The sequence below is a fragment of the Bacillus sp. FSL W8-1143 genome (genome assembly GCF_037965155.1).
Taxonomy (GTDB): domain Bacteria; phylum Bacillota; class Bacilli; order Bacillales; family Bacillaceae; genus Bacillus; species Bacillus pumilus.
In genome coordinates, this window is sequence record NZ_CP150182.1 from 2,175,948 (window position 1) to 2,198,104 (window position 22,157).

The following is a 22,157-nucleotide window of genomic DNA, read 5'->3' on the forward strand; positions in this document are numbered from 1 at the left end:
CCTGCCTTTACGATGGATTTGTCGTTTCTTCGATAATGGCGAGAACCATTTCAGCTGTTTTGACTAATTCTTCAATCGGCATTTTCTCATTTTTCGTATGAATATCTTCATATCCAACAGCTAGGTTGACAGTTGGAACGCCGTTTCCTGCAATGACGTTTGCATCACTGCCTCCGCCGCTCGTCTGTAGTTCTGATGGACGGCCAATTTTCGCAGCCGCTTTTTTCGCCACTTCTACGACTTGATCGCCGTGAGAGAATTTGAAGCCTGGATACATGATGTCAATGTGTACATCGGCACTTCCGCCCATTTCTTTAGCGGTTTTTTCAAAGGCTTCTTTCATCTTCGCTACTTGGGCTTCCATTTTTGCAGGTTCTAAAGAGCGTGCTTCCGCAAGGATATCGACTTGATCGCACACAATATTCGTTTGCGTTCCGCCTTCAAAACGACCGATATTCGCCGTTGTTTCTTCATCAATTCGGCCAAGCGGCATACTAGCAATGGCTTTTGATGCAATGGTAATCGCAGACACACCTTTTTCAGGCGCGACACCTGCGTGAGCTGTTTTCCCGTAAATGGTTGCGCGTACTTTTGCCTGTGTTGGCGCTGCAACGATAATGGTTCCGACCTTGCCATCTGAATCAAGGGCATAGCCGTATGCCGCTGTCATCAACTTCGGATCTAACGCTTTTGCTCCGACAAGTCCTGATTCCTCACCTGCTGTGATCACAAATTCAATCGTTCCATGCGGTAAATTCTTCTCTTTCAGCACACGGATCGCTTCAAACATTGCCGCAAGTCCTGTCTTATCATCAGCACCAAGAATGGTTGTTCCATCTGTTTTCACATAGCCGTCTTCAATGACTGGTTTTACGCCATTACCCGGAACAACTGTGTCCATATGAGACGTGAAATAGATGGTATCAGCCTCTTGAGTGCCTTCCAGTGTACAAATAAGGTTGCCTGCACCGTGGCCTGTTTTCGCTTTTGAGTCGTCTTCCACCACTTTTAGTCCAAGCTGCGAGAATTTTTCTTTTAAGACTTCCACAATTTTCTCTTCGTGTTTTGTTTCCGAATCAATCTGAACTAGTTCTAAAAATTCGTCTAGTAAACGTTTTTCATTGATCATGATGATGCTCCTCCTCTTATAGCGGCATGTTGCCATGCTTTTTTAACGGTCTATCTTCTTCCTTCCTGCGAAGCAAATCAAATGAGCGAATCAATCGTTCTCTCGTTTCAGACGGCATGAAAATATCGTCTATCAGCCCTGCCTGAGCCGCTTTGAATACACTTGGCTCCGTTTCAACCTTGCGCGAAGCAGGATGAACGATTTCGTCAGCGAACGTTTTCCCCATGACATCTATTTCTGCCGCTGGCCATGCATAAACAAAGTCAGCGCCTAATCCCTTGCTATTCATTGCGACATACGCACCGCCATACGCCTTTCTTAAAATCACCGTGATTTTTGGAACGGTCGCTTCAGCGTACGCATATAAAAGCTTTGCGCCGTGACGGATAATTCCCGCATGCTCGGCTTTCTCACCTGGTAAAAAGCCGGGGACGTCTACAAGTGTTAAGAGCGGAATATGAAACGCATCGCAAAATCGAATAAACCTGGCCGCTTTATCGGCAGCATCAAGGTCAAGGCTTCCTGCCAGCACCTTTGGCTGATTGGCAACTATACCAATTGAAGCCCCTTGTAATCTGGCAAACCCTGTGACGATATTTTTTGAGAAACAAGGTTGTGTCTCAAAGAATGAGCCTGAATCGATGATCGCTGTCACCACTTGTTTGACATCATAGGTGCGTGATGGATCCTTCGGCAAGATGTTGCCTGGATCAGCTGCGTCTTGCTTACTCGTTTCAGCGTCCATGACAGTCTGTTGTTTCGTTGGTATGTACGTTAAAAGTGTTCGAACCGCTTTTAACACGTCTTTCTCATCTTTGCCAGTATAGTGCACATTCCCGCTTGTCTGATGCTGAACACTTGCACCGCCAAGACGGTCAGGACAGACCGTTTCTCCTGTTGCCTTTTCTATGACTTTCGGACCTGTTAAAAACATATGAGCTGTCTGTTCTGTCATGAACACAAAATCAGTCAAGGCAGGAGAATAGACTGCTCCTCCAGCACAAGAGCCTAAAATAACGGATATTTGCGGGATTTGACCTGAGCACAGCACATTCCGTTTAAAAATCTGTCCGTATCCTTCTAATGATACCACACCCTCTTGAATTCTCGCACCACCTGAGTCTTTTAGACCGATGACCGGCATCTGATTTTTAGCTGCGAGATCCATTAGAGAAGCAATTTTTTTAGCATGTATTTCGCCTAAAGACCCTCCATGCACTGTTGCATCTTGTGCATAAACACATACCGGCTTTCCATGAATGAGTCCAGTTCCAGTGACGACGCCATCACCGACATGCTCTGACATGCGGCCTGTTGCAAATCCTTGAATTTCCATGAAACTGCCCCCGTCAAGAAGTTCATGCAGCCGCTGACGAACCGTTAGTTTTCCTTTGTTCCGGTGCGCAGCTGCACGTTTCACGCCGCCGCCCATGAATGCTTTTTCGCGCCATTTAGCCAAGTCATTGAACGATTCATTCATTGCCATGTTCCTCTCCTTTCAAGGGCTCGCACAATTCGAATAACACACCGGACGTTTCTTTCGGTGAAATAAAAGCAATCCGCTTCCCGCTCGCGCCTATCTGTGCTGATTGTTGGAGAAGCTCCACGCCAAGATGATCAAGACAGTTAAGGTCCGCCTGTATGTCACCTGACTTTAGCGCAATATGATGGAGTCCCTCTCCTCTTTTTGTTAAAAAGGTATGTAGTTTGCTGCTACCGGACATCGGTTCAATTAATTCAATGTGCACATGATCAAGTGAAGCGAAGGACGCTTTAATCTCCTGCTCAGGAATCTCTTGTATGTCTGAAAAATGCCAGTTAAACAGCTTTTGAAGAATTCGAGATGTGTTTTTTATAGAAAAGACCGCAATGGCAATATGGTCGATTTGATTCATCCGTTCACTTCCTTTGTTGATCACTTGTCGCATTTGAAAAAACGAGCTAGAATAAAGAAAGGTGCGTTCGTCGCAAATAATCTTCGGTTATAGGGGTGCGATATGTCTCAGAAAATGATGAAATTCATGGTATTGCTCATGATTAGCCTGCTGCTAATATCTTCACTTTTAGCAGGAGCCGCAACCTTTTTATAAGGTTTCAATAAAAGCAGACAAGCAGGTGATTCGTTCAATCAACGAATGGCCTGTTTGTCTTTGGCAAGCTTTTCAAATGAATCGGTTGATGTTGTAATCCACACTTTTGTCCCAACCGGAAGCTGGTCAAATAGAAGCTCTACATCTTGATTATGCAGTCTCACACAGCCTGCCGTGATAAATTTCCCTATCGATGTTTCGTCACTCGTCCCATGAATTCCGTATGTTCTACCATCTGTTCCTCGTGCATCAAATCCAATCCATCTTCTGCCAAGAGGGTTATTCTTCGCACCGCCTTCGATATTCTTTTTTCTGTAATAGGGATCTTTCGCTTTGATCATAATGGTAAATTCCCCTTCTGGCGTTAAATCGGACGTTTTCCCTGTAGAAGCAGGATATATTTTTTGGATTTGTCCTTGATCAATATAGGCAAGTTCATTTGTTTGTTTATTAATAATGACATAAGGGTCTCCTGGAAGCGGGTTTTGTCCGAGCGGCCAGATAGGTGAAAGGGACATGGTCAATACGGTATAAAATAAAAGACGCATAGGCTCCTCCTTTTTCATTAGATTGACCAATGAAGGAGGAACTCATGCGTCTCTATTCTTTCATCCCTTTAAAATAGCTTTTCAATACTAAATATTGTTCCATTTCTCCGAGGAAATGAAACAGTGCAGCTCTTGCCTCAAACTCTTCTCTTGTTTGCGGCAGCGGTAGCTTATCGAACTCTTCTTTCATATCAATGAGGCGCCTTAAAAACTTATGCGCCGTGTTCCCTGGGTGAATATGTTCGCGTAAGTCTCTAATGTATTCTGCAATGATTTGTCCATGCTCTGTTGTAATGGAAATGGACGTGATCTTCGGAAGCACACGCTCGATGATTTCGAACTGCTTTTGCCTCATATTGAAATAATGATAATACAGGTTTTCATGTCTTAAGACATGGTTTTCAACATCACGATATGCGAGAGCTTTCGCTTCTTTAATCAATTGATGTGTCTCTGGTATTTCTTTGCCTGTCCAGTCTTGTTTCCCTGTCATTAAGTATTGCTCGATTTCTTCAAAGATTTTTGCAAAGTTGTCTTCAATCTGTTCGCTGTAGCGTTTGAGCTTTTTATCGACACTTGGCATATACAGGTTCATGATAAGTGCCACGCCAACACCAATCGTAATCAGCAGCAGCTCATTCCAGATGAGGTGAAGGGTAATCCCGCCCGACATGTATAAATGGAGGATGATGACTGAACTTGTGACAATCCCTTCTTTAATGCGGAGCAATACGGTTGTCGGAATAAAGACAAGCAGCATCAGACCAATCACAAAAGGATGATACCCAATCAGATCGAAAAATAGATAAGAAAATAAAATGGCAAGACTGCATGCGGCAAAGCGGGCGCCTGATGCAAGAAGCGACCGTTTCTTTGTCACCTGAATACACAGAATCGTAATAATCCCGGCAGCGGAATAATTTTGAAGGCCAAGCAGTTGCGCAATATAGATGGCGATCGCTGTTCCTAATGCTGTTTTCAGCGTTCGGTAGCCGATTTTAAACATGATGTGAGTCACTCTTTTCTGTCTTGTTTCTATTCACTTATTGTGAAATGATGAACTTTTTTACTTTCCCCATTATAATCAAAAAAAGAAGGAGATGTTAAGTCTCCCTCTCTTTTTTCTTTATAATATTTTTTGTAAGAAGTCTTTCGCGCGCTGTGATGACGGTGATTCAAAGAATTGCACAGGGTTTGCATCCTCTACAATTTTCCCATCGTCCATAAAGATCACGCGGTCAGCCACTTCTTTTGCAAAGCCCATTTCATGTGTGACGATCACAAGTGTCATACCAGATTGAGCCAGCTCTTTCATGACCTCTAGCACTTCCTTGACCATTTCTGGATCTAGTGCAGACGTTGGCTCGTCAAACAGCATGATGTCTGGTGTCATTGCAAGCGCACGTGCAATTGCGACACGCTGCTTTTGACCACCTGACAAGCGGTTCGGAAAATCATCTTTTTTCTCTAAAAGTCCTACCTTTTTCAGCAGATCTTCAGCTTGTTTGATGCTGTCTTCCTTCGATTGATTCTTCACATTCATTGGCGCATATGTGATATTTTCCAGCACCGTTTTATGCGGGAACAGGTGAAAATGCTGAAACACCATTCCGATGTTCTCACGCACTTTGAGTGCATTGGTTTTTGGGTTTGTGATTTCGGTATCCTGAATCGTAATGACACCAGAAGTCGGCTTTTCGAGCAAGTTGATGCAGCGAAGAAACGTCGATTTTCCTGAACCAGATGGTCCAATGACTGCGACAACTTCCCCTTCTTTAATGGTGGTGTCGATCCCTTTTAATACTTCATTTTTTCCAAAAGATTTTGTGAGTTTCTCTATGTTAATCATTTGATTTTAACTTCCTTTCCACCGATTTGCCGACAAAGGTGAGAACAAGCACGATGACATAATAGATGAGACCCGCAAAAATAAGCGGTTCAAGATAATTATACGTGACGGCACCTGCTTGATAGGCTCGTCTCATGACATCTCCCAGTCCAATGACTGTCACAATAGCAGATTCTTTTGTCAGTGTAATCGTTTCGTTCACAAGAGCAGGTGAAATATTTTTAAATGCCTGCGGAAGCAATAAGTCCTTCATCATTTTAGCATAAGGGATGCCTAAAGCAACGGCTGCTTCTTTTTGACCTTTATCAATGGCATTAATACCAGCGCGAATAATTTCAGATACGTAAGCCGCAGAGTTTAGTGAAAATGCCGCTACAGCAGCCCAGTATTGATCGATTTGAAACCCAAGAAGCTGAGGCAGACCGAAATAAATAATGAGCAATTGAAGCACAAGCGGTGTGCCTCGGAAGATGGATGTATAAAAATCTGCAAGCCAAATGAGCGGCTTAAATACACTAATTTTGCAAAGCGTTAATAAAATCCCTAAAATAAATCCAAGAAAAAGTGATACCACTACAATAGAAAGTGTGACCTTAAGCCCTTCTAAAATAAAGGGCATCTGAGGTATTACATCTTTAAAATCTAACATGACAGTCTCCTTTTTTATGCCTTCATACGAAATCAAAAAATAAAACAGGAAAAAAGTTCAACATGAGTTGAACTTTTCAGCGCTTTCTACTGAATTTTCGTGAATGACGCTGATCCTTTTCCTGACTTATTTTTCATCAGCAAACCATTTTTTAATTAATTTATCAAGTTCGCCATTGTCTTGCATTTCTTTTAATGATTTATTAAATTTAGCTGTTAAGTCGCTATTTTTCTTGAATGCAATGGCTGAACCTTCATTTGAACTATTCAATCCAAATGCTTGGAAGTCTTTTTCTTTTTTCAAATAACCAGCAGCTACTTTATCTTCAATAATGGCTGCATCAAAACGACCTGCTTTGATTTCTTGAATGATATCAGAGATTTTATTACGGTCTTCCACTTTTAAGTTATATTTCTTTTGCAAACCGTTTGCTTCATCCTGCTGGATTGAACCTAATTGAACGCCGACTGTTTTATCTTTTAAGTCTTTCTCTGTTTTCATTCCGCTAGATTTCTTTGAGACAACTAAGTTTTTTGCATTGTAATAAACATCAGAGAAATCTAATTGTTTTTTGCGTTTTTCTGTAGGGGTCATGCCTGCTAGGACAATATCAGCTTTGTTTGTTTTAAGGGCGGATACAAGGCTTGCGAAATCCATATCTTGAATTTCTAGCTTGTAGCCGTTCTTTTTCGCTAGTGCTGTTGCAAGATCAACATCAAAACCGACAATTTTATCTCCGTCTTTTGATTCAAATGGCGGATAATCTGCTGATGTCGCCATAACGAGTGTTTTGTCATCTCCTGATGCGTTTGAATTATTAGAAGAAGTTCCGCAAGCTGCGAGTGCAGCTGCAAGACCAGCTGTCATAAGTAATAATAACCACTTTTTCATAAGATAGTGCCTCCTAGTATTTAAAATCATGTATTGTTTTGAATATTTATTCACTATAATGTATTTTAAACACTTTCTTTTTAAGATGCAATAGTATTTCGCTAAAATTATTTTGATTCAATGGTCTTATATAACAAAAAGCAGACCGATCTAAAGACCGGACTGCTTTATATGTCATCATTCAAACGTCACATGTTAAATTTCTTTGCAATGCTCATCGAATGCAGCTTGAAGCTTTGACACGACTTCCATTGGTTCGTGCCCTTCAATTTCATGACGTTCGACCATTTTAATGATCTTTCCATCTTTTAATAATGCAAAGGATGGTGAAGATGGCGGGAAGCCTTCAAAATATTCACGGGCTCTTGCGGTTGCCTCTTTGTCTTGTCCAGCAAACACTGTCAGCAATTGATCTGGTCGCTTATCGTAATGAACAGAATAGCCTGCAGCTGGTCTTGCAATACCGCCAGCACATCCGCATACTGAATTCACCATCACAAGTGCCGTGCCTTCTTTAGACAGGGCTTCATCCACTTCTTCAGCTGATGTAAGCTCATTATAGCCAGCCTGTTTGATCTCTTCTCTCGCTTGTTTCACAATATCATTCATAAATAAATTAAAATCAATATTCATTGTCCGTCCACTCCTTTAGCATGCCAAAACCATTTTAACAACATCATATCAAGGAAAACGCCTGCGGGCAAATGTGTTGTCTTCTCATTCCCCACTTTTTCTGAACATCGTTTATACGCCGCGAAATTGGGGAAAAGTGATGATAAAGAGATGAAAGGGAGAACTGCGTGATGGCACAATTCAAAAAAGCGATGCTCATTTATAATGGAAATGCTGGACAAAAAAACATGGAAAAAGTTCTCGGACAAACAGTACCTCTTCTTTCTCTACATATTGATGAACTCATTCTTAAACCAACAAAGCAGGCAAATGATGCTTATGAATTCTGTCGTACAATTGATGAGACGATAGAATTGCTTATCATATTAGGTGGAGATGGAACTGTGCATGAATGTATGAATGGCATCGGTGGTTTAGAAAAAAGGCCAGCTGTAGCGATTTTACCAGGCGGGACATGCAATGACTTTTCTAGAACGCTTGGTATTCCGCAACAAATGCAGAAAGCCGCTCAAATGATTGTAGACGGCGTAGAAAAAAAGGTCGACTTAATCAAAGCAGGAGATCGATACTTGTTAAACTTTTGGGGCATCGGGCTGATTGCAGACACATCCAACAATATTAATGACAAGGAAAAAGCCGTACTCGGTAAAATAAGCTACTTCACAAGTGCCTTGCGCACCTTACAGCAAACAGATCCTTTTCACGTACGAATTGAAACAGAGGAGGAAAGCTGGGAAGAGGACGCTGTCATCGTTCTTGTCATGAATGGACATTTCATCGGGACAAATAAAATTGATTTGCCGAGTGCAGCGATTGATGATGGGAAAGCAGAAATCTTAATTTGCAGAAATACGAGCTTCTCTGCTCTAAAAGAAATCTTTTCTATGAACCGGGAAGAGCTGGAGGATTTCACCGGCGATCTGTCTCTCATTCAAGCATCCAATATTCAGATTCACACAAAAGAGGAAATGGATGCTGATACAGATGGCGAAGTGTACATGACAGCCCCTGCTTTTTTAGAAGTGTTAAAACAACATTTGACCTTTATTGTTCCAGCAGAATAAAGAAAACGCCCGAGATCATTCTTTTTCGGGCGTTTTTTTGATATAGCGTCTGTATAAATATTCAAGTGCATAGCCAAGCAGCGTCCCGGCAAGAAGAGAAATTCCTAAGAGGCTATTCGCTGCTCCTTTAAATCCACCGACAATCAGCAAGCAATACAAAACTTGAATCATTGAAACGATTGATATGATCAGTAGTAATCTTTCAGGATGATTGCGTGATTTAGAAATATATCGAAGAAAAGCGAACGCAATTGCTGTGATAAACATGAGTCCAATCGTTAAAAACGCAAAAAAGTCTAGTCCAGACATACCATCGCTCCTTTCTCATCATGTGGAAATCCCCCTCTCCTTAGCGGGAGGGGGACATTCTTGTTTTAGTAAACAGATGTTTGCTCATCAATGCCTTCAAGGATTTGTTTAATCCGTTGAAGGAATCTGCCGCATACAAGACCATCAAGAACTCTGTGATCTAATGAGAGACAAAGGTTGACCATGTCTCTTGCTGCAATCATACCATTTACAATCATTGGACGCTTCACGATCGATTCTACTTGTAAAATCGCCGCTTGCGGATAATTGATGATTCCCATAGATTGTACAGAACCAAATGATCCCGTGTTGTTTACAGTGAAGGTGCCGCCTTCCATGTCACTTTGCTTCAGCGTACCTTGTCTCACCTTGGAAGCAAGCTCATGAATTTCCTTGGCGATGCCTTTAATCGTTTTTTCATCTGCATCCTTAATCACTGGAACAAAAAGAGCGTCATCAGTCGCAACAGCAATCGAGACATTGATCGCTTTCTTTTGCACAATTTTATCTCCAGCCCACATGCTGTTCATTTCTGGGAATTCCTTTAAGCTCTGAGCCACTGCTTTGACAAAGAACGCAAAGAACGTCAAATTAAAGCCTTCTTTTGCTTTAAATTGGTCCTTGAGCTGATTTCTTCTAGTCACAAGGTTTGTCACATCAACTTCCATCATCGTCCATGCATGCGGAATTTCATGTTTGCTTCTCAGCATATTTGCCGCAATCGCCTGTCTGATTGGCGTGACTGGCACTTCAACATCACCAGGCATTGTAGAGATGGAAGGCGCCGCTTTTGGTTTTGATGGCTGCACAGGCTCTGGCTTGACCGCCTGTTCATTGCCAGGTGCTGTCTTCTCTTGCATGCCGCCGTTTTCAATGAGCTGAAGTAAATCTTTTCTTGTGATTCGTCCGCCTGCTCCCGTTCCTTGCACTGCCGCTAAATCAATGCTGTGCTCATCTGCTAACCGAAGGACTGCTGGAGAGTAGCGTTTCTTTTGACTTTGATTCTCTTTTGTTTGATCTGCTTCAGGTGCTTCACTTTGCTCAGGTGCCGCTTCTTCTTTCGCACTCTGCTGCGAGCTACCTTCTACTTCAATTTCACAGAACACTTCTCCTACTTGCAGTGTATCGCCTTCTTCAGCCGATAGCTTTGTAATCGTTCCTGTAAAAGATGACGGGACTTCTGCGTTCACTTTATCCGTCATAACTTCCGCAATAGGATCGTATTTATTCACATGATCGCCAGGTGAAACGAGCCATTTGCTGATGGTTCCTTCTGTTACACTTTCACCTAACTGAGGCATTTTCATTTGTTCAATTGCCACTTGAAACCCTCCTCTTTCTTAAAACGCCGCTAGCTCTCTCATTTCAGCTTCAACCTTATCTGGATTGACCATGAAGAATTTTTCCATCGTCGGTGCATAAGGCATTGCCGGGATTTCTGGTCCGGCTAGACGTTTGATTGGTGCGTCTAAATCAAATAAGCAATGCTCTGATATGATCGCCGCTACCTCACTCATGATGCTGCCCTCTTTTGTATCTTCCGTTAAAAGAAGCACTTTGCCTGTTTTTGATGCCGCTTCAATAATGGCTTCCTGATCAAGCGGGTACACTGTTCTCAAATCGAGAATATGCGCAGAAATGCCATCTTTTGCAAGGCGGTCTGCTGCTTGCAACGCAAAATGGACGCAGAGGCCATATGTAATGACCGTGATATCATCGCCTTCACGTTTCACATCTGCTTTTCCAATAGGGAGTGTGTAATCATCTTCAGGTACTTCTCCTTTAATGAGACGGTAGGCACGTTTGTGTTCAAAGAACAATACAGGATCTGGATCACGCACCGCAGCTTTTAAAAGACCTTTTACATCATAAGGCGTAGAAGGCATGACAATCTTCAAACCAGGCTGGTTGGCAAAAATCGCTTCAACTGATTGTGAATGATAAAGCGCCCCGTGAACTCCGCCCCCATAAGGTGCGCGGATGACCATTGGACAGCTCCAATCGTTATTTGAGCGGTATCTAATTTTCGCAGCCTCTGAAATGATTTGGTTAATAGCAGGCATGATAAAATCCGCAAATTGCATCTCAGCAATTGGGCGCATTCCATACATCGCTGCTCCAATCCCTACACCAGCAATAGCTGATTCTGCAAGAGGTGTATCCATGACGCGCGCTTCTCCGAATTGCTCATAGAGACCCGCTGTCGCTTTAAATACGCCGCCCTTTTTCCCGACATCCTCTCCGAGCACAAACACTTTCGGATCTCGCTCCATTTCTTCTTTCATCGCCAGTGTAATGGCGTCTATATATGACATAACAGGCATTTTTCTTCCCCCTTACTCCGCATACACGTAACGAAGTGCGCTTTCAGCATCAGCATAAGCAGCGTTTTCCGCTTCATCAGTAGCTTCGTTTACGATTTGCATGATTTCTTTTGTCATCTCTTCTTTCATTTCTGAAGTCATGACGTTTCCTTCGGTTAAATACGTTTCATATTGGATGAGCGGATCTTTCTTTCTCGCTTCGAGCACTTCTTCTTTTTCTCGATAGCTTGAATCATCGTCATCACTTGAATGCGCAGTTAAACGGTAAGAGATCGTTTCAATCAACGTTGGTCCTTCGCCTCTTGCTGCACGGTCTCTCGCTTCTTTGACAGCGGCATATACTTCAAGCGGATCATTGCCATCAACGGTTACACCAGGCATTCCGTACCCAATCGCACGATCTGAAATGCGTTCACATGCTACTTGTTTGTCATACGGCACGGAAATCGCGTACTTATTGTTTTCACACATGAAAATAACAGGCAGCTTATGCACAGCAGCAAAGTTAGCGCCTTCGTGGAAATCACCTTGGTTTGAAGAGCCCTCACCGAACGTGACAAAGCTGACAAAGTTTTTCTGATCTAGTCGTCCAGCAAGTGCAATCCCCACTGCATGAGGAACCTGCGTTGTAACAGGTGAAGATCCTGTCACAATTCGATTTGATTTCTGTCCAAAATGCCCTGGCATCTGTCTTCCGCCTGAGTTTGGATCGTCTTGTTTTGCGAAACCTGACATCATTAAATCTTTTGCTGTCATTCCAAATGCGAGGACAACCCCCATATCACGGTAGTAAGGTAAGACGTAATCCTCTTCTCTATTGAGAGCGAAAGCAGCACCGACTTGCTGCGCTTCCTGCCCTTGACAAGAAATGACGAATGGAATTTTACCTGAACGGTTTAAAAGCCACATCCGTTCATCAATTTTTCTTGCTAGAAGCATTGTTCTATATATATCAATTGCTTGTTCATCAGATAATCCTAATTCATGATGACGCATGTTACTCATCTTATTTCCCTCCTTGATTAAAAATGGATCGCTTTCCCGTCAACAGCAAGGGCAGCCTCGCCAATCGCCTCTGATAAGGTTGGGTGCGGGTGAATTGTTTGCCCGACTTCCCACGGCGTTGCATCAAGTACTTTGGCTAATCCAGCTTCAGATATCATATCTGTGACATGAGGACCAATCATATGAATCCCTAAAATATCATCTGTCTTTTGATCAGCAATGATTTTGACGAATCCATCTGACTCCCCGTACACAAGTGCTTTTCCGATCGCCATAAATGGGAATTTCCCCATTTTGACCTCGAAGCCTTGCTCTTTTGCCGCCTGTTCAGTGAGTCCAACACTCGCGGTTTCCGGGTGAGAGTATACACATTTAGAAACGAGCGTTTCATCGAGCGGCTTTGGATCTTGACCAGCCATATGCTCCACAGCAATCATGCCTTCGTGTGAAGCCACATGTGCCAGCTGAAGCCCACCAATGACATCTCCTATTGCATAAATATGCGATTCTTTCGTTTGATAATGTTCATTCACGACAATGCCTTGTTTTTCTGTTTGGATCTCCGTGTTTTCAAGACCAATGCCTTCAATATTTGGTACTCTGCCGACTGATAGAAGAAGTTTTTCCGCTTCAAACGTCTGAATGTCTCCATCCTTTTCTGCTTGAATCGTCACGAGATTCTCCAGCTTTTTAACGGTATCTGGCAGTACTTTCGCATTTGTCACAAAGGTGATGCCTTTTTTAGATAAAAGCTTTTCCATTTCTTTAGAAATGTCATGATCCTCTGTTGGCAATATGCGGTCTGCAAATTCAATCACAGTCACTTTCACACCGAAATCATTGAGCATGGAAGCCCACTCGATTCCGATCACCCCGCCGCCGACAATGAGCATCGACTGCGGAAGCTCTGGCAGTTCAAGTGCATCATCTGATGTAAGAATATGCGTCCCATCTGCTTCAAGTCCAGGCAGCACACGCGGTCTTGAACCTGTCGCAATGATGACCTGCTTTGGAATAAGCATTTCATTTTCATCTCCATTTGCCATTTCTACGGAGATGGTTCCTGGCATTGGCGAAAAGATAGATGGGCCAAGAATACGGCCGATCCCTTCATAAACATCAATTTTCCCTTGTTTCATTAAATGTTTGACGCCGCCTGCTAGTTTCTCTACAATCTCTGCTTTTCTTTTCTGTACATTGGCAAACTGCAAGGCGATGCCATTTGCCTCAACGCCAAAATCAGCAGCACGTTGGACGGTTTGATAGACTTCAGCACTTCTAAGCAGCGCTTTAGACGGAATGCATCCTTTATGCAGACATGTTCCGCCAAGCTTTTCTTTTTCTACAACTGCTGTTTTCAATCCAAGCTGTGAGGCACGAATGGCCGCTACATAGCCGCCTGTGCCCCCACCAAGAATGACGAGGTCATATTCAGTTGCCATGACTAGTCACTCCTTTCTTCATCCGTTGATCATTTGGGTATTCTTTCGGAGATTCTTCTTCTTTTAAAATACGAAGTGCACCTTCTGCTAAGGATTGCAGTTCATTTTCGCCTGGATACACGACAACATCTGAAATCCAGTCAATGTGACCTCTAATACTTGATGTAATTTGTTTGCTGTACGCAAGTCCGCCTGTTAACACAATGACGTCAACTGCGCCTTTTAAGACAGCACTAGCCGCACCGATTTCCTTGGCAATTTGATAGCACATCGCTTCATAAATCAGCGCCGCCCGTTCATCGCCTGCTTCAATCATGCACTCAACTTTCACAGCATCTGTCGTACCAAGGTAGCCCGCAAGACCACCTTCACCAATAATGCGTTTCAGCATTTCCTCTTGGCTGTACTGACCAGAAAAGCAAAGATTGACGAGGTCACCTGTTGGCAGGGTCCCCGCTCGCTCTGGGCTAAAAGGTCCTTCGCCATGCAGTCCGTTATTGACATCAATGACTTTACCTTTTTCATGGACACCAATGGTGATGCCGCCGCCCATATGTGTAATAATCATATTCAAATCTTCATAGCGCTTCCCAAAGGATGCAGCTGTTTTTCTTGCGACTGCTTTTTGATTTAATGCATGGAAGATGCTTTTTCTTTCAATCGTTGGCAACCCTGAAATACGAGCAATTGGTTTTAGCTCATCCACTACAACTGGATCGACAATAAAAGCTGGGATGTTCAAACCAAGTGCAATTTCTCGTGCAATGATACCGCCCAGATTTGATGCATGCTGGCCAGCATATCCTTCTTTCAAGTCTTGCACCATTTGCTCATTGACTTCATATGTGCCACCTTCAATCGGACGAAGAAGACCGCCGCGCGCGCAAACTGCATCAAACTTTGAGATGTTCATTCCTTGTTCATGCAGCGTCTTCAGGATTGTTTCTTGACGAAATGAAAACTGATCAATGATATGAGGAAACTGCTTTAATTCCTCATCTGTATGTCTGAGTGTCGTTTCAAAAATAGATCGTTCATTGTGAAACACACCAATTTTTGTTGAAGTAGAGCCAGGATTAATTGTGAGAATACGCCATTCTTTTGTCAGCAAAAACAAAACCTCCGTTTCAACTCATTCTTCAAATTAGCGACGACTTAAAATATGTTGGCCATTTTGCAGGAATTGACTTCTTGATTTGCGCATTCTTTCAATTCGCTCCTCCGCCAATCGGTCTGCCGCTTTATAAGTTGGAATGGCATCACGGTTTGAAATTTCAATCACGCGTTCAATATTTTGGTAAATACCTTCTACCTTTTTCATCGCACGATCTGCATTATAGCCATAAAGCTCATCAGCAACGTTAATCACACCGCCTGCATTGATCACATAATCAGGTGCATACACAATACCCATTTCATGAATCAGATCGCCGTGATGCGTTTCTCTCAGCTGGTTATTCGCTGCACCTGCGATGACCTTTGCTTTCAGCTTAGGAATCGTTACATCATTAATCGTTGCACCAAGTGCACAAGGGGCATAAATATCACATGCTTGATCATAAATATCGTCAGGGTCTACAGCTTTTGCGCCAAAGTCTTCTACAGCTCGTTTTACAGAGTCTTTGTTGATATCTGTGACAATTAGCTGTGCGCCTTCTTCGTGCAGATGTTTACACAAATTGTAGGCGACATTCCCAACACCTTGGACTGCAATCGTTTTTCCTTCTAGTGAGTCGGTTCCAAATGCAGCTTTGGCAGCAGCTTTCATCCCTTTATATACACCGTAAGCCGTAACAGGAGACGGGTTTCCGGATGAACCAAATGCAGGAGAAATACCTGTCACAAAGTCTGTTTCTTCATGAATCAGATCCATGTCTTCTACCGTTGTACCGACATCCTCCGCTGTGATATAGCGGCCATTTAATCCTTGTATGTAGCGTCCAAACGCACGGAACATTTCTTCATTTTTATCTTTTCTCGGGTCACCGATGATGACTGTTTTCCCGCCGCCAAGATTCAGGCCTGCTGCTGCGTTTTTATAAGTCATGCCTCTTGCTAGACGAAGTGCATCTTCGATTGCTGCTTCTTCGTTTTCATACGTCCACATTCTTGTCCCGCCTAGTGCTGGGCCAAGTGTTGTATCATGAATGGCAATAATCGCTTTTAAGCCAGATTGTTCATCCTGACAAAATACAAGCTGCTCATAATCGTATCGTTCCATATATTTAAAAAGTTCCATTGTTTATTCCTCCTATAACTTTCGCTTAATTTGATGTACAGATGGCAAGTGCAATTGAATAAAGCTTACTTTCGGCTGTATCCGACCGGCTTGTTAAAGCAATCGGTGCCTTCGCTCCTGCCACCACAGCTCCCACCTTTGCATGTGCAAAGTAGATGAGAGATTTATAAAGAATGTTCCCTGCTTCAATCGTTGGCACAAGCAAAATATCTGCATGACCGGCGACATCACTCGTAATATTTTTATGAGAAGCTGCTGTTTGAGAAATGGCATTGTCTAATGCCAGAGGCCCGTCAATGAGGCAGCCAGAAATTTGACCTCGCTTATTCATTTGCGCCAGGCTTGCCGCTGTCAAAGTGGAATCCATTGCCGGGTTCACGACCTCTACCGCAGATAACACGGCCACCTTTGGCATGTCATTTCCAACAGCTTGCGCTACTTGAACAGCATTGATCGTAATCTCTTTGAACATGTTTAAATCGGGCGCGATGTTCATCCCAGAATCTGTGACATAAATAAACCGATCAAAGCCCGGCACTTCGAATGCCGCGACATGTGATAGTACACTCGCCGTCCGCAGCCCGTACTCTTTATTCAGCACCGCTTTTAATAGAACGGCTGTCGTGACATGCCCCTTCATCAATATATCTGCATGCTTCTCACTCACTGCCTGCACGGCAATTTTGGCTGATTCTTCAGGAGAATCCGAATGAATAATATCTATCCAGTCTTCATTGATCTCATGCTGTTTCACCAGCTCCTTCAGGTTGCGCTTGTTCCCAACCAGCAGGAAGCGAGCGACCTTTCGTTCAATTGCCATCTTGATGGCATGAAGCACTTCTTCGTCTTCTGCATGAGCCACAGCAGCAGTTTTATTCTGCAACTGGGCGGCTTTCATAATCAGATCGTCAAGCTTCATATATGCCCACCTTTCCTTATGCTCGGGTTCATGGTTTTTATATGCAAGTTCTATGCCAGCTTGAAACGCAGCGAAATAAGGCATTTCGCATGAAATACATGCAGCTTTTTGCAGGTAACGTGCATTTTATTGCATGCTATCTTTTGCAAGTTGATATTTATCCATTTTATAGTAAAGATTCCGAATGCTAATCCCTAACGTTTTCGCTGTTTTCGTGCGGTTGAATTGATGCTTTTCAAGGGTTTGTTTAATGAGCTGCGCTTCAAACGCTTCAACAGCATCCGAAAGGGTCTCTCCCTCAAATTGACTGACAGCCAGTTCCTGCTGCTCTTTTTCTTCCTGCTCTTCTGATTCCATGAAGGAAATATGATCTTCATCGATCCATTCTTCTTGCGGATTCAAAAAGATCATGGCTCGTCCAAGGACATTTTCCAGTTCTCTTACGTTCCCAGGCCAGCTGTAGGATCGAAGTCTATCGAGCGCCCCTTCCGTTAAGCCGCTCACATTTCGACCATAGTCTAAATTGATTTTCTGAATAAGGCGTTTACTTAAGGAGTCAATATCTTCAAGTCGCTGCCTTAGTGGCGGAATCGAAATCGGATATCTGTTCATCCGATAATATAAGTCCTCTCTGAACTTCCCTTCTGCCATCGCTTTTTCAATATTGACATTTGTTGCGGTAATCACACGCACATCAACTGGTATCGCTTTTGTTCCGCCTACTCTAACAATTTCTTTCTCCTGCATCACGCGTAATAATTTCGCTTGTGTACTTGGCGTCATTTCACCAATTTCATCTAAAAAGATGCTGCCGTGATTCGCTTCTTCAAACAGCCCTTTCTTCCCGCCGCGCCTCGCACCAGAAAATGCGCCTTCCTCATAGCCAAAAAGCTCTGACTCTAAAAGAGTTTCTGATAAGGCAGCACAGTTGACTCTTACAAAGCGATTATATTTCCGGTCACTTTCATTGTGTATAGCGTGTGCAAATAGCTCTTTCCCAGTACCTGATTCTCCCCTAAGTAAAATGGTGGCTGGGGTTTTAGCCCCTAGCTTTGCCTGCTCAAGCGCCACAAGCATTTGCTCACTTTCTCCAATAATGTCTTCAAAAGTGTACTTTGCTTCAAGTGTCCGGATGAGCTGTCTTGCTTTATTTAATTCATTCGTGAGTGATTGAATTTCTGATACATCATGAATGACGCCGACGCTGCCTTTTAAAATACCATCAACGATCACTGGCGCTACGTTGACGATCACATCCTTCTTATTAGGTCCGACTTTCATTCTGACGCCTCGAACCGGCCTTCTTGTTTCAAGCACCTTCAAATGCATGCTTTCCCCTTCAGAAATATCCGCACCTGCTGGTTTGCCCACAACCTCTTTGTCTGTTAACCCCGTCATTTTCGTGTAAGCTCGGTTGATTAAAATTCCTTTCCCTTGCTCATCTACGACGGATATCGCTTCATCTGATGATTGAATGATGGCCTCAAGCATTGTGCGCACTTCTTTCAGGTTTGTGACTTCTTCCGCAAGCTCCACTGCATCTGTAATATCTTTAAAAATGGATAGAGCGCCTAGCATTCTTCCTGCGTCATCAATAATCGGCAAACGCGTTGTGACAATTTGTATTTGCTGATTCAGAAATTGTTTTTGATGAAATTCTGGCTCCCTCGATCTTAAAATATCGGGGAGTTTTGTATTCGGGATCACTTCACGTATGTGCCGGCCAATCGCATCTTTTTGCGAACGTCCAACCATTTTGGCAGCCGATCGATTAAACAGAACGACTTCTTCATCCATATTAATAAAAATCATGCCATCGTTCGTTGCATTAAAAATGCGGTCATGTTTATAGGTTTGTTCCTTTAATATTTGTATAAGCTGATGCTTTTCTGACATTAATTCTGATATGACGTATGCCATCGAACTTGGAACAATGACAGACTGCTCTGCTTTTTCTTCCATCAGTTCTTTCAGCACAGCTGAACTGCCCGTTGTTTCAATGATGATATCAATGTCATCTTTTATGTATTCTTTCCAATCCTTTGTCGTATCAATTCCATTCTTTTTCGCTTCTACCATCCCCGGTGCCTCAAGATCAAGGTCGGCGATTGCAACGATTTGAATCATATTTGTTTTCAGCAATGTTTCAAGCAAAGCTGATCCACCCTGTCCAGCACCGACAATCAAGACTCTCTGCATCCCGTTACCCCTTTATATGAAAAAATTTGCACACCATATTTTTCCTTTGAAAAAAATTGCACAACTCTTATATTACCACGTTTTCCTTTCTTGACAAAATATTTTTTGAATTAGACAATGGAAGTAAATGACGTTTAAGGGGACATTTGATGGGGAGAATACTTGCATTAGTGATTATTTTAATACCTGGGGCGCTTGCTGCACTTGGAATTAAGCTTTTGCGTGACACTGTTTTCGGTATCATCATTGCACCATTTCCATTTTTATGGCTGCAAGGAATTGCAGGGTTGTTTTTTTTAGGGGGAGGTCTTTACGTAGTCGCTGGCTTTATTTTATACAGAGACCGCAAACGAAATAAAGTGACCACCCGCTTTAAACAGAGATAAACATGAAAAAAGACCCGCTGTTGATCGCAGGTCTTTATTTCATTTCTTCTCTTATTTTGACGGCTCTATCAGGGAAATCAGTGAAAATTCCGTCGACACTTAAGGAAAACATGTTTTTCATTTGCTTTTCACTGTTTACTGTAAATGGTCTGATCACTTGCTGGGCGGCATGGAGAGCCGATACGACTTCTTTTGTTACCCCTGCGCCCTTTATATTCGGGTGATAACCTCTTGCAGGTACTGTTTTTATGTACATCTCTGGCTGATGAATGACATCCATTGTGAGAACAGCAAGCTCAACATGCGGCATCAGCTTGTGAAAAAGAGCTAAACTCCCATGATGAAACGATGAGACAAGTACACGATCTTCTATTTGAAAGTGTTCAATTTGCTCCTTTACCTTCTCTTCAATACCTGGATATCGATAAATGGAGTTTTTCAGTTCAATATTGATGATGAGTGATGATTGCTGCGTCACGAGCTCCAATACTTCCTCCAAAAGAGGAATGGATACAGCACCGGTTTCTTCATAAAAAGAATGACTCGCATCTCCTGCTTTTAACTCTTCATATGTATAGTCTTTCACTAAGCCTTTCATATTCGTTGTTCTGTTCAGCTTCTCATCGTGAATGACAGCAAGCCTGCCATCTTTCGTCAGCTGAACATCCAGCTCAATTCCGTCAGCTCCAGAATGGAGTGCATGCTCAAAGGCTATCATGGTATTTTCAGGGTAGATTCCTTTAAAACCTCTGTGTGCAAAAATTTTCGTCATAGGTCACCTCTAAGTATGATGCTTCCTTTCATTATGACGTGTCTCTTTTCGTTTTTCCAGTTTAAGCACATAAAAAAACCTCTTCTGATTCGTACGAAGAGGTTCTGTATAAATTCGATCACGTAATCGCTCTGATGGCTTGCTCTGTCGTCTCTGCGTCAAGAGCAAAAAGGGAAGAAACAACTGCGACTGCTGTAACGACGGTTAAACCTAACAACAACTTTTTCATAAGATAACCTCCACTTTCTTTTGAAGTATTTGTGCATCGAATTTCTTTTCAAGAAAACGAATGGCGTTTTGATAGTCATTTCGTTCCTTGAAGTATTTCGATATTTGTTCAGACAAATCCTCAAGCTCCACATATAATCTATTTTTTTCTATGTAGTCTAATTTTTCAGAGAATACGTCTGCTGCTCCACTATTTTCGCACATTAAATCTAAAATTTCAAATTTTACTATATATTCATTATTTTGGATATCACAGCTATACTGAATGCCCTCTTTAATATATTCTTTCGCCACTTGATCTCCTAGATGAACCAGGGCATTTGCGAGAACGTATAAAGATTGGATGTAATAATGGCTATTGTCACGGTGCATTTGAATGCCCATCCCTTTTTTGGCATATTGTGCGCTTTTTTCGTAATCATGCTTCGCATAATAAAGAACGGCTAAATTATGATAGCATTTCCCAATCAGCACTTCATTGTTAATGCGTTTACTTTTCTCAAGTGCTTCTTGGTATTTTTCCTCCGCTTCGTCAAATTGGATCAAATCGATACAATTACTTGCATGTAAAATCAAGCTGTCAATCGCCTGCGCTGTATATTCTTCATGCGCTTTGAACGTATCGATGGCTTTTTTAATATGATTAATGGATATGAAATTTTGTTTCAGTTCGTAATAGATTGAAGCAACCTTATGGTGAAAAGTCCCTACTTCAAGGTCCTCATTCACACGCTTTAGACGCTGTTCTGCAATTTTGTAAAAGCTGATGGCTTCATCATACTTTTTCACATATGCAGCATATTGGCCTTTGTAAAAGTAAAAATAAAAATTAATAATGTCATCTGCTTTCTCATCGAGCGTTCCGACACTCTTCATAATGTGATTGGCTTTTTCAATATTTCCAAGTAACATTTCATGTCGGCCATTCACAAGCTGATAATACAGGAGAACTTCGCGGTCTTCATCTGTATTTTTTAGCAAATTCTGAATTTTCTCTTTATAGATAGCAGATTTTTCTAGGTCATTTTGAGAAATGACCCTCGTCCACTTGCTAATTTCGTTCGCTACCTCAGCAGAGTGGATTTTCAGCTTTCCCATAACCTCACCCTCTTCTTTTCATTATTATAGCATAGTAAAAGAATGTGAAAATTATTAAATTCGACAATGGGAATATTCAGTTCAAATGGCACAATCTCTAAGAAGCCAGTGACTTTAAAACGCCAACCAATCAGGTCAATAGAAATAGAACTTTCGATCTCATTTGCTTTATTTACCAAATTCATCAGACCTTTTCCTCTCATCCTTTTTCTTAAGAATGAGCGTTTCCTTCTTCTATTTTGAAGACCAAACAATTGATTGGCGTAGCTGATTACCACTAATTTATGTCATACCCATTTCTTTCATGCTTTATTGTTCATTTTATTCTGAAAATAAATCAAGCTGAGTTGTTTAAAGGAGACAATAAGATGATTGTATCAATA

At 42.3% G+C, this 22,157-nt stretch carries 23 protein-coding genes; 3 read left to right on the forward strand and 20 right to left on the reverse strand.

Annotated features, from left to right (window positions below; genetic code table 11):
- Positions 1-7: 7 nt before the first annotated feature.
- Genes NSQ36_RS10900 through mce form a run of 3 tightly spaced genes read right to left on the reverse strand, consistent with a single transcriptional unit; the run spans position 8 to position 3,024 of the window.
- A complete protein-coding gene (locus NSQ36_RS10900; protein ID WP_050943793.1) occupies positions 8-1,129 on the reverse strand; it encodes a M20/M25/M40 family metallo-hydrolase in 1,122 nt (373 codons plus the stop codon).
- A 16-nt stretch (positions 1,130-1,145) separates the two neighbouring features.
- On the reverse strand, positions 1,146-2,615 hold the full coding sequence (locus tag NSQ36_RS10905) for an acyl-CoA carboxylase subunit beta (protein WP_339205696.1): 1,470 nt from the start codon (positions 2,613-2,615) through the stop codon (positions 1,146-1,148).
- Positions 2,602-3,024, reverse strand: a complete 423-nt coding sequence (gene mce, locus NSQ36_RS10910) for a methylmalonyl-CoA epimerase (RefSeq protein ID WP_268453942.1) — start codon at positions 3,022-3,024, stop codon at positions 2,602-2,604. The genes NSQ36_RS10905 and mce overlap by 14 nt, the downstream gene beginning before the upstream one ends.
- 114 nt (positions 3,025-3,138) lie before the next feature.
- Between mce and NSQ36_RS10915 the strand changes: the two genes are divergently transcribed.
- A complete protein-coding gene (locus NSQ36_RS10915) occupies positions 3,139-3,219 on the forward strand; it encodes a hypothetical protein (RefSeq protein WP_257736823.1) in 81 nt (26 codons plus the stop codon).
- Between the two features lie 38 nt (positions 3,220-3,257).
- Here the strand turns inward: NSQ36_RS10915 and NSQ36_RS10920 are convergent, their stop codons facing one another.
- From NSQ36_RS10920 to NSQ36_RS10945, 6 genes are all read right to left on the reverse strand, one after another.
- Positions 3,258-3,767: a L,D-transpeptidase gene (locus NSQ36_RS10920; protein ID WP_003215693.1), complete on the reverse strand. Its 510-nt coding sequence runs from the start codon at positions 3,765-3,767 to the stop codon at positions 3,258-3,260.
- Positions 3,768-3,819: 52 nt separating this feature from the next.
- Positions 3,820-4,773 (reverse strand): aromatic acid exporter family protein, encoded by a 954-nt coding sequence (locus tag NSQ36_RS10925; RefSeq protein WP_003216109.1) that lies wholly within the window; start codon positions 4,771-4,773, stop codon positions 3,820-3,822.
- 120 nt (positions 4,774-4,893) lie between these two features.
- Positions 4,894-5,616 (reverse strand): amino acid ABC transporter ATP-binding protein, encoded by a 723-nt coding sequence (locus tag NSQ36_RS10930; RefSeq protein WP_003215712.1) that lies wholly within the window; start codon positions 5,614-5,616, stop codon positions 4,894-4,896.
- Complete coding sequence (locus NSQ36_RS10935) at positions 5,609-6,265, reverse strand: amino acid ABC transporter permease (RefSeq protein ID WP_003215691.1); 657 nt, start codon at positions 6,263-6,265, stop codon at positions 5,609-5,611. Before NSQ36_RS10935 ends, NSQ36_RS10930 begins: the two co-directional genes overlap by 8 nt.
- A 126-nt stretch (positions 6,266-6,391) precedes the next feature.
- A complete protein-coding gene (locus NSQ36_RS10940) occupies positions 6,392-7,156 on the reverse strand; it encodes a transporter substrate-binding domain-containing protein (protein WP_012010505.1) in 765 nt (254 codons plus the stop codon).
- 195 nt (positions 7,157-7,351) lie between these two features.
- Positions 7,352-7,789 carry a BrxA/BrxB family bacilliredoxin gene (locus NSQ36_RS10945; RefSeq protein ID WP_003215907.1) on the reverse strand — a complete coding sequence of 146 codons (438 nt, stop codon included), beginning with the start codon at positions 7,787-7,789 and terminating at the stop codon, positions 7,352-7,354.
- A gap of 170 nt (positions 7,790-7,959) precedes the next feature.
- Here NSQ36_RS10945 and NSQ36_RS10950 point away from each other — a divergent pair, with 170 nt between their 5' ends.
- Positions 7,960-8,853: a YegS/Rv2252/BmrU family lipid kinase gene (locus tag NSQ36_RS10950; RefSeq protein WP_050943789.1), complete on the forward strand. Its 894-nt coding sequence runs from the start codon at positions 7,960-7,962 to the stop codon at positions 8,851-8,853.
- 15 nt (positions 8,854-8,868) lie between these two features.
- On the opposite strand, the gene NSQ36_RS10955 is transcribed toward NSQ36_RS10950, so the two are convergent.
- The 9 genes from NSQ36_RS10955 to NSQ36_RS10995 form a co-directional block, all read right to left on the reverse strand.
- Positions 8,869-9,162, reverse strand: a complete 294-nt coding sequence (locus tag NSQ36_RS10955) for a YesK-like family protein (RefSeq protein ID WP_111911012.1) — start codon at positions 9,160-9,162, stop codon at positions 8,869-8,871.
- A 65-nt stretch (positions 9,163-9,227) separates the two neighbouring features.
- The gene (locus NSQ36_RS10960; RefSeq protein ID WP_268493666.1) at positions 9,228-10,484 is read right to left on the reverse strand and encodes a dihydrolipoamide acetyltransferase family protein; all 1,257 of its coding nucleotides are present in this window, start codon (positions 10,482-10,484) and stop codon (positions 9,228-9,230) included.
- 18 nt (positions 10,485-10,502) lie between these two features.
- A complete protein-coding gene (locus tag NSQ36_RS10965; RefSeq protein WP_113767408.1) occupies positions 10,503-11,486 on the reverse strand; it encodes an alpha-ketoacid dehydrogenase subunit beta in 984 nt (327 codons plus the stop codon).
- Positions 11,487-11,498: 12 nt separating this feature from the next.
- The gene (locus NSQ36_RS10970; protein WP_050943786.1) at positions 11,499-12,491 is read right to left on the reverse strand and encodes a thiamine pyrophosphate-dependent dehydrogenase E1 component subunit alpha; all 993 of its coding nucleotides are present in this window, start codon (positions 12,489-12,491) and stop codon (positions 11,499-11,501) included.
- Between the two features lie 17 nt (positions 12,492-12,508).
- On the reverse strand, positions 12,509-13,933 hold the full coding sequence (gene lpdA, locus NSQ36_RS10975; protein WP_137054994.1) for a dihydrolipoyl dehydrogenase: 1,425 nt from the start codon (positions 13,931-13,933) through the stop codon (positions 12,509-12,511).
- Positions 13,923-15,050 (reverse strand): butyrate kinase, encoded by a 1,128-nt coding sequence (gene buk / locus NSQ36_RS10980; protein WP_339205704.1) that lies wholly within the window; start codon positions 15,048-15,050, stop codon positions 13,923-13,925. Before buk ends, lpdA begins: the two co-directional genes overlap by 11 nt.
- Positions 15,051-15,077: 27 nt before the next feature.
- A complete protein-coding gene (gene bcd, locus NSQ36_RS10985; RefSeq protein WP_003215658.1) occupies positions 15,078-16,172 on the reverse strand; it encodes a branched-chain amino acid dehydrogenase in 1,095 nt (364 codons plus the stop codon).
- Positions 16,173-16,197: 25 nt separating this feature from the next.
- Positions 16,198-17,175, reverse strand: coding sequence for a phosphate butyryltransferase (gene yqiS, locus NSQ36_RS10990; protein ID WP_223251154.1), 978 nt, complete (start codon positions 17,173-17,175; stop codon positions 16,198-16,200).
- A gap of 42 nt (positions 17,176-17,217) precedes the next feature.
- Complete coding sequence (locus NSQ36_RS10995) at positions 17,218-19,290, reverse strand: sigma-54-dependent Fis family transcriptional regulator (protein WP_339205707.1); 2,073 nt, start codon at positions 19,288-19,290, stop codon at positions 17,218-17,220.
- Between the two features lie 149 nt (positions 19,291-19,439).
- On the opposite strand from NSQ36_RS10995, the gene NSQ36_RS11000 reads away from it, so the two are divergent.
- Positions 19,440-19,676 carry a DUF2627 domain-containing protein gene (locus NSQ36_RS11000; RefSeq protein WP_050943781.1) on the forward strand — a complete coding sequence of 79 codons (237 nt, stop codon included), beginning with the start codon at positions 19,440-19,442 and terminating at the stop codon, positions 19,674-19,676.
- A 34-nt stretch (positions 19,677-19,710) separates the two neighbouring features.
- On the opposite strand, the gene NSQ36_RS11005 is transcribed toward NSQ36_RS11000, so the two are convergent.
- Both NSQ36_RS11005 and NSQ36_RS11010 read right to left on the reverse strand, forming a co-directional pair.
- On the reverse strand, positions 19,711-20,448 hold the full coding sequence (locus NSQ36_RS11005) for a glycerophosphodiester phosphodiesterase (RefSeq protein ID WP_106029162.1): 738 nt from the start codon (positions 20,446-20,448) through the stop codon (positions 19,711-19,713).
- 225 nt (positions 20,449-20,673) lie between these two features.
- Entirely contained in the window at positions 20,674-21,774 is a 1,101-nt protein-coding gene (locus NSQ36_RS11010) for a Rap family tetratricopeptide repeat protein (protein WP_003215741.1), read from the reverse strand.
- Between the last annotated feature and the right edge of the window lie 383 nt (positions 21,775-22,157).